The 7,449-nt window shown below is 71.6% G+C and carries 5 protein-coding genes; all 5 read right to left on the bottom strand.

The window, feature by feature from the left end:
- Positions 1-85 precede the first annotated feature (85 nt).
- A complete protein-coding gene (locus AB0J10_RS25515) occupies positions 86-1,048 on the bottom strand; it encodes an ABC transporter substrate-binding protein (protein ID WP_363064783.1) in 963 nt (320 codons plus the stop codon).
- A gap of 34 nt (positions 1,049-1,082) precedes the next feature.
- On the bottom strand, positions 1,083-3,047 hold the full coding sequence (locus tag AB0J10_RS25510; RefSeq protein WP_363064782.1) for an ABC transporter permease subunit: 1,965 nt from the start codon (positions 3,045-3,047) through the stop codon (positions 1,083-1,085).
- A 67-nt stretch (positions 3,048-3,114) separates the two neighbouring features.
- A complete protein-coding gene (locus AB0J10_RS25505; RefSeq protein WP_363064781.1) occupies positions 3,115-4,239 on the bottom strand; it encodes a glycine betaine/L-proline ABC transporter ATP-binding protein in 1,125 nt (374 codons plus the stop codon).
- On the bottom strand, positions 4,236-5,777 hold the full coding sequence (locus AB0J10_RS25500; protein WP_363064780.1) for a GMC oxidoreductase: 1,542 nt from the start codon (positions 5,775-5,777) through the stop codon (positions 4,236-4,238). The genes AB0J10_RS25505 and AB0J10_RS25500 overlap by 4 nt, the downstream gene beginning before the upstream one ends.
- 27 nt (positions 5,778-5,804) lie before the next feature.
- The gene (locus AB0J10_RS25495) at positions 5,805-7,286 is read right to left on the bottom strand and encodes an aldehyde dehydrogenase family protein (protein WP_363064779.1); all 1,482 of its coding nucleotides are present in this window, start codon (positions 7,284-7,286) and stop codon (positions 5,805-5,807) included.
- Positions 7,287-7,449: the final 163 nt, after the last annotated feature.

Below are 7,449 nucleotides of genomic sequence, written 5' to 3'. Positions count from 1 at the left end.
GCGCGGTGCGCGGCCCCGATGTGCAGGGGTCCGCGCGCCGCGCCCGGGCCGGGGCCGACGGGCCCGAGGGCCCGTCGGATCCGCGTCACTTCTTGGGGAGCCACGCCTTCCAGGTGGCCTCGTTCTCCTTCACCCACTTCTCGGCCGCGGCCTCCGGCGACATCTTCTCGCCGGCGATCATCAGCGCGACCTCGTTCTGCTGCTCGGTCGTCCACTTGAAGTTCTTCAGGAACTCGGCGGCCTCGCCGCCCTCCTTCGCGAAGTCCGCGTTGAGGAACTTCTGCAGCGGTGTGTTCGGGTAGGCGCAGGCGACCTTCTCCGGGTCCGCGTCGCAGCCCTCCTTGTACTCCGGCAGCTTGACCTCGACCATGTCGATCTGGGCGTTCAGCCACTGCGGGGTCCACCAGTACGTGATGAAGGGCTTCTTCGCCGCCGCGTACTTCTTGATGGCCGTGATCTGCGCGGCCTCGGAGCCGGCGTACTTGGTCTTCAGGTCCAGCTTCAGGTTCTTGATGATCGCGTCGTCGTTGGTGACGTAGTCCGGCGAGCCCTCGAGCAGTTCGCCCTTGTCGCCGCTCTCCGCGGTCCTGAACTCCTCGGCGTACTTGTTGAGGTTCTTCCAGTCCGTCACATCGGGGTGCTTGTCCGCGAAGTACTTGGGGACGAACCAGCCGATGTGCCCGGTGACACCGAGGTCGCCGCCCTTGACGACGGTCTTCTTCGTGTCGACGTACTGCTTCTCCTCCTTGGGGTGGCCCCAGTCCTCGAGGATCGCGTCGATGTCGCCCTTGGAGAGCGCGTCCCAGGCGAGGACCTCGCCCATCTGCTGGGTCTTGACCTTGTAGCCGAGCTCCTCCTCGAGGATCTGCTTGGCCACGGCGACGTTCGCCTGGGCACCGACCCAGGACGGCACGGTCAGCTTGACGGTCTTGTCACCGCCGGCCGCGTTGCTCTTGCCGGTCTCGGCGGCTCCGCAGGCGGTGAGGGAGAGGACGCCGAGTGCTCCGGCGACGGCCACGGCGGTACGGAGGGTACGGACGGTGCGCATGGTGCTCCTGTCGAGTGAACTGAGAGGGGTGGGGTCAACGGGGGGTGCGGGAGGTCCGCTGGGTGACGCGGTCCAGGACGAGCCCGAGGCAGACGATCGCGATTCCGGCCGTCATGCCGAGGCCCATCTCGCCCCGGGACAGGCCCTTGATCACGTCGTAGCCGAGCGCGCCTCCACCGACGAGACCGCCGACCACGACCACGGCGAGCACGAGCACCACGCCCTGGTTGACGGCGAGCTGCAGTGCCGGACGGGCCAGCGGCAGCTGGACGCCGAACAGCTGCTGACGCGTGGACGCGCCGAGCGAGCGGGACGCCTCCACGGCGGCCGGATCGACCTCGCGCAGCCCCTGGGTGGTGATGCGCACCACCGCGGGCAGCGCGTACACGACCGCCGCGACGATCGCCGAGGTGCGGGTGGCGCCGAAGAGCGCGACGACCGGGATGAGGTACACGAACTGCGGCATCGTCTGCATGGCGTCCAGCAGCGGCCGCACCCATCGTTCGAGGCGTTTGGCGCGGGCGCACAGCACACCCGCGAGGAAGCCGAGCACCAGCGTGAGCACCAGCGCGGCGAGTACCTGCGAGAGCGTGTTCAGGGACTTGGTCCACACGCCGAGCACGCCGATCGCGGCCATCGCCGCGGTCGCGGTGACCGCGGAGACCCAGTTGCCGACGAGCCAGGCCGCGGCGGCGACCATCAGCAGGACCGACCACCAGGGCAGCCAGACCAGCCCGTCCCGCAGCGGGTTGAGGACCCACAGGGTGAACTCGCGCGCCCAGACCTCGGCGAAGGTCAGGTTCGCGGTGACCCACTCCTGTGCCCTGTTGACGGGTGTGGAGATGTCGTACGTCCAGGCGTCGGGCCAGGCCGTGGTGCGCACGGCCGCCGCGACTGCCACCGCTGCCGCCACCAGCGCCCAGGCGCGGCCTCCGTGCAGCCAGCCATCTGCGGCGCCCGGTGTCGCGGTGCCGTCGCCCGCGGCCGCCGTCGTACGGTCCAGCCAGACAGCGATCAGCACGATCGGGAGGCCGGCGGCGAACGCCTTGCCGACGTCCGTGGTGGCGAGTGCCGAGTACACCTCCTCGCCGAGACCGCCGGCGCCGACGAGCGCGGCGATGACCACCATGGACAGCGCCATCATGATCGTCTGGTTCAGGCCGAGGAGCATCTGCCTGCGGGCGAGCGGCAGTCGTGCCGTCCACAGTCGCTGCCGGCCGTTCGCGCCCAGCGACACGGCCGCCTCCAGCGCCGCCGGGTCGGCCCCGCGCAGTCCGAGTGCGGTGAGCCTGGCCATCGGCGGGGCGGCGTAGATGACGGTGCAGAACAGCGCGGCGGGCGTACCCGTACCGAAGACGAGCACGAACGGCAGGAGGTACGCGAAGGCCGGCATCACCTGCATGGTGTCCAGCACCGGGCGCAGTGCCCGGTCCACCCGGTCGGAGAGGCCCGCGGCGAGACCGATCAGCGCGCCCAGCAGGGCCGCGACCGCGACGGAGACCACCATCAGCGCGATGGTGAGCAGCGTCGCGTCCCACATCCCGAGCAGTCCGCAGACGGTGAACGCGCCGAACGCGGTCAGCGCGACGCGCAGCCCCCGCCGGCCCAGGCCGGCGGACCGCCAGGCGACGAGCACGGCGGCGGCCATGACACCCAGCCAGCCGAGGGCGTCGAGCCCCTGGTACACGGCGTTGACGGCGTCCGTGGCGGTGTTGGACAGATGCAGCAGGAAGTACAGGAAGAGCGGGTGGCTGTCGCGGTTGTCGACGACCCACTCGTTGGCCGCGTCGAGCGGCCCGGATATGTCGGCGGTCAGCCCGGCGGGCCAGCCACCGCCGCCGAGCAGCACGGCGCCGAGCACGAGGAGCGCGGCGAGCACGCCGCCGCCCGCGAGCAGCTTGCGACGGCGCCGTACGGCGTCGCGCAGGCCACCGGATTCCTCGGTCCGGGCCTCGCCCGCGGCGGTGCCGGCCTTGGAGACGGTGGTGACGGCGCTCACCGGCCCCACCTCCCGGTGCCGGCGGCGGGTTCGCGTGCGGGGCGGCACCCCGCGGGGACAGCCGTTCTCATGCCGCCACCTCCTGCGCGGGAACGCCCGCGACGACCGCGAGGAGCGCGGCGTGGTCCACCACGCCCAGGCAGCGCCCACCCTCGACCACGCGGACGGGGCCACCGGAGCGGGCGACCGCCTCGATCGCCTCGGAGACCGTCGCGCCGGGGGCGACCGCGGGGCCGTGCTCGGCCTCCGTCGCGTCGTTCGCGGGGCGCATGGCCGTGCGGACGGTCATGACCTGCTCGCGGGGTACGTCGCGGACGAAGTCCCTCACGTAGTCGTCGGCGGGCGAGCCGACGATCTCCTCCGGGGTGCCGAGCTGGACGATGCGCCCGTCCCGCATCAGGGCGATCCGGTCGCCGAGGCGCAGCGCCTCGCTGAGGTCGTGGGTGATGAAGACCATCGTGCGGCCCTCCTCGCGGTGCAGCCGGATCACCTCCTCCTGCATGTCGCGGCGGATCAGCGGGTCGAGCGCGCTGAACGGCTCGTCGAAGAGCAGCACCTCGGGGTCGACGGCGAGGGCGCGGGCGAGACCGACGCGCTGCTGCTGACCGCCGGAGAGCTGTCCCGGACGGCGCTCCTCCAGCCCGGCGAGGCCGACCTTGGCGACGACCTCGGCAGCCTTGGCCCGCCGCTCGGCCTTGCCCATGCCCTGGATCTCCAGCCCGTAGGCGACGTTGTCGAGCACGGTGCGGTGCGGAAGCAGGCCGAAGTGCTGGAAGACCATGGCGGCGCGGTGCCGGCGCAGCTCGCGCAGCCGTGCCTTGTCCATCGAGAGCACGTCCTCGCCGTCGATGGAGATCGAGCCGGAGGTGGGTTCGATCAGCCGGGTCAGCGTGCGCACGAGCGTGGACTTGCCGGAGCCGGAGAGGCCCATCACGACGAAGACCTCGCCCTTGCGCACGTCGAAGCCGACGTCCCGCACGGCGGCCGTGCAGCCGGTGCGCTCGCGCAGCTCGGCGGGGCTCAGCCCGGCGAGCTCGGCCGAACCGGGCACCCGGTCGGCCTTGGGACCGAACACCTTCCACAGGCCGCGCACCGCGAACACCGGCGGTTCCGGGTGTACGGCGCCGCTGTCGCCGGCGGTGCCGCCCTTCTCGGTGGCGGTGTCGGTCGATTCCTTGGTGTCGCCGTTCATCGTGCCTCACTTCCCGTCGGCGTCAGCAGATCCGCACACTTCTCGCCGACCATCAGCACCCCGATCATCGGGTTGACGGCCGGCATGGTCGGGAAGACGGACGCGTCGGCGATCCGGATTCCGTCGAGCCCTCTGACCTTCAGGTCGGGGGCGACCACGGCGAGTTCGTCGGTGCGGGAGCCCATCCGGCAGGTGCCGGCCGGGTGGTAGACCGTGTGCGCGACCTTGCGCGCGTACTCGCTCAGTTCCTCGTCGCCGGTGACCTCCGGCCCCGGGCAGACCTCTCGCTTCAGCCAGCCGGCCAGCGGTTCGGACTTCGCGATCTCCCGGGCGATCCGGATGCCGTCGACGAGGGTCCGCCCGTCGTAGTCGTCCTCGTCGGTGAAGTAGCGGAAGTCCAGTGCGGGCTTGACCTCGGGGTCCGCGCTGGTCAGGTAGAGGCGGCCGCGGCTGCGCGGCTTGGGGATGTTGGGCGTCATCGACACGCCGTGCGCGGGCCGTTCGTAGCCCAGCCGCTCCGGGTTGTCCGTGAACGGGATCTGGTAGAAGTGGAACATCAGGTCGGGGCCGCGCTCCTCGTCGTCGCGGCGCACGAACAGACCGGCGTCCGAGTCCATCGCCGAGTTCTCCGGGATCGGCCCGTGGGTCTCCCAGACGATCACCGACTCGGGGTGGTCGAGCAGGTTCTCACCGACACCCGGCAGGTCGTGGACCACGGGGATACCGAGCGCCTCCAGATCGCGCCTGGGCCCGATGCCGGAGTGCATCAGCAGCCGCGGGGTGTCCACGGCCCCGGCGCAGACGATCACCTCGCGCCGCGCCCGGACCAGCCGCTCGTCGCCGTCCCCGGTGCGGACGTGCACACCGCGGGCCCGGGTGCCGTCCAGCTCCAGCCGGTAGGCCCAGGTCTCCAGCAGCAGGGTCAGATTGGACCGTTCGTCCATCACCGGGTGGAGGTAGGCCACCGACGCCGACGAACGCTTGTTGTTCTCCGGGTGGTACGCGAGGTCGAAGAATCCGACGCCCTCGTGGAACGGCTTCTTGTTGAAGCCCTCGACGCGCGGTACGCCGAGCGCCGACTGTGCCGCCTCGACGAAGTCCCGGGCGATGGCGTTGCGGTCGGCCTCGTCGACCGGGACGACGTTGTTGAGCAGCTTGCCGAAGTACGGGTCCATGGCGGCGGCGTCCCAGCCGTCGGCCCCCGCCTCGGCCCATTCGTCCCAGTCGGACGGCAGCGGCTTGAACGCGATGAGGGTGTTGTGGGAGGAGCAGCCGCCGAGCACCCGGGCGCGGCTGTGCCGGATGTGCGAATTGCCGCGCGGCTGTTCGGTGGTGGGGTAGTCGTAGTCGAGTTCCCCGCCGAGGAGGCCCATCCAGCGGCGCAGGGTGAGGACGTCCTCGCGGTCCACGTCGCTCGGGCCGCCCTCGATGACGGCCACGGTGACACCCGGGTCCTCCGTCAGGCGGGAGGCGATCACCGATCCTGCGGTGCCGCCGCCGACGACGACGTAGTCGTACTCGTAGTCGTGCTCGGTCATGGTGGTGGTTGCTCCTGCTCCCCGTGATCAGCCCGCGAACCAGCGCACGGGGCGCGGGGCGAGGTTCTGATAGATGTGCTTGGTCTCCCGGTACTCGGCCAGCCCGGCCGGGCCGAGCTCCCGGCCGATGCCGGACTTGCCGAATCCGCCCCACTCCGCCTGAGGCAGGTACGGGTGGAAGTCGTTGATCCAGACGGTGCCGTGGCGCAGTCGTGCGGCCACCCGCCGGGCCCGTCCCGCGTCACCGCTCCAGACGCCGCCCGCGAGCCCGTACTCGGTGTCGTTGGCGAGCGCGACGGCCTCGTCCTCCGTACGGAAGGTCTCGACGGTGAGGACCGGGCCGAAGACCTCCTCGCGCACGACGCGCATGGTGCGGTCGCACCGGTCGAGGACGGTCGGCCGGTAGAAGTACCCGGGCCCGTCGGGGCGCTTGCCGCCGGCGCGCAGCACCGCCCCCTCGGCGAGTGCGGAGGCCACGTACTCCTCGGTCTTCGCCAGCTGCTGCGCGGAGACGAGCGGTCCGCACTCGACGCCGTCGTCCGTGCCGCGGCCGAGCCGGATCAGTTCGGCGCGGCGGGCGAGTTCGGCGACGAAGCGGTCGCGGAGGGACTCCTCGACGATGAGGCGGGAGCCGGCGGAGCAGACCTGGCCGCTGTGGATGAACGCGGCGTTCAGCGCCTGGTCGACGGCGGTGTCGAAGCCCTCGTCGTCCGTGCAGGCGTCGGCGAACACCACGTTGGGGTTCTTGCCGCCGAGCTCCAGGGCGACCTTCTTGACGCTGTCGGCGGCGGCCCGCATGACCTTGGTGCCGCTGGCGAGCCCGCCGGTGAAGGAGACGAGGTCGACGTCGGGGTGCTCCGCGAGGCGGGCGCCGACCGGGTCGCCGGGTCCGGTGACGAGGTTGGCGACGCCGTCCGGGAGTCCGGCCTCCGACAGGAGCCGGATCAGCGCGACGGTGCTCAGCGGGGTGATCTCGCTCGGCTTGACGACGAAGGTGTTTCCTGCCGCCAGGGCGGGCGCGATCTTCCAGCTCGCCTGGAGCAGCGGGTAGTTCCACGGCGTGATCAGACCGCACACGCCGACCGGCTCGTGCACGACCACGCTGTGGATGTCCGGCGAGCCGGCGTCCACGACGCGGCCGTTCTCGTTGACGACGAGGTCGGCGAAGTAGCGGAAGGCGTCGGCGACGCAGTCGACGTCGACGCGACCCTCCTCCGCGGTCTTGCCGGCGTCGCGGCTCTCCAGGCGCCCGAGTTCCTCGCGGTCCCGCTCCAGCAGCCCGGCGACCCGGCGCAGCAGCGCCGCCCGCTCGGCCACCGGCGTACGGGGCCACTCCCCCTCGTCGAACGCCTGGCGCGCGGCGGCGATCGCGGCGTCGGTGTCCTCGGCCCCGCCTTCCGCCACCACCGCGAAGGGCGTGGCGTCGGCGGGGTCGAGGATCTCGCGCGTGGCGCCGGAGACGGCTTTGCGCCATTCTCCGGCCACGTGGATGGTCAGTTGTGCCGACACGTCGCGTTTGGCCTTCCATTCCCGTTATGTCTCTCACCAGCAAGGACTGGCGAGCGGATCGCCTGCCCCGGAGTGCGGAAAGCATGCGCGACGGGTGGCCGGAAGTAACGCGTGTCACTCTGCGAGGAGGTCGCCGTCCGGCTCGTCACGGACGGTGAGCCGT

It is taken from the genome of Streptomyces sp. NPDC049887 (assembly GCF_040656535.1).
Lineage (GTDB): Bacteria > Actinomycetota > Actinomycetes > Streptomycetales > Streptomycetaceae > Streptomyces.
This window is presented reverse-complemented; position numbering and strand designations above follow the sequence as displayed.

Excerpts from the sequence above, each read along its gene's own strand:
- AB0J10_RS25515 (WP_363064783.1), bottom strand. The coding sequence starts at position 1,048 with ATGCGCACCGTCCGTACCCTCCGTACCGCCGTGGCCGTCGCCGGAGCA.
- AB0J10_RS25505 (WP_363064781.1), bottom strand. The coding sequence starts at position 4,239 with ATGAACGGCGACACCAAGGAATCGACCGACACCGCCACCGAGAAGGGC.
- AB0J10_RS25500 (WP_363064780.1), bottom strand. The coding sequence starts at position 5,777 with ATGACCGAGCACGACTACGAGTACGACTACGTCGTCGTCGGCGGCGGC.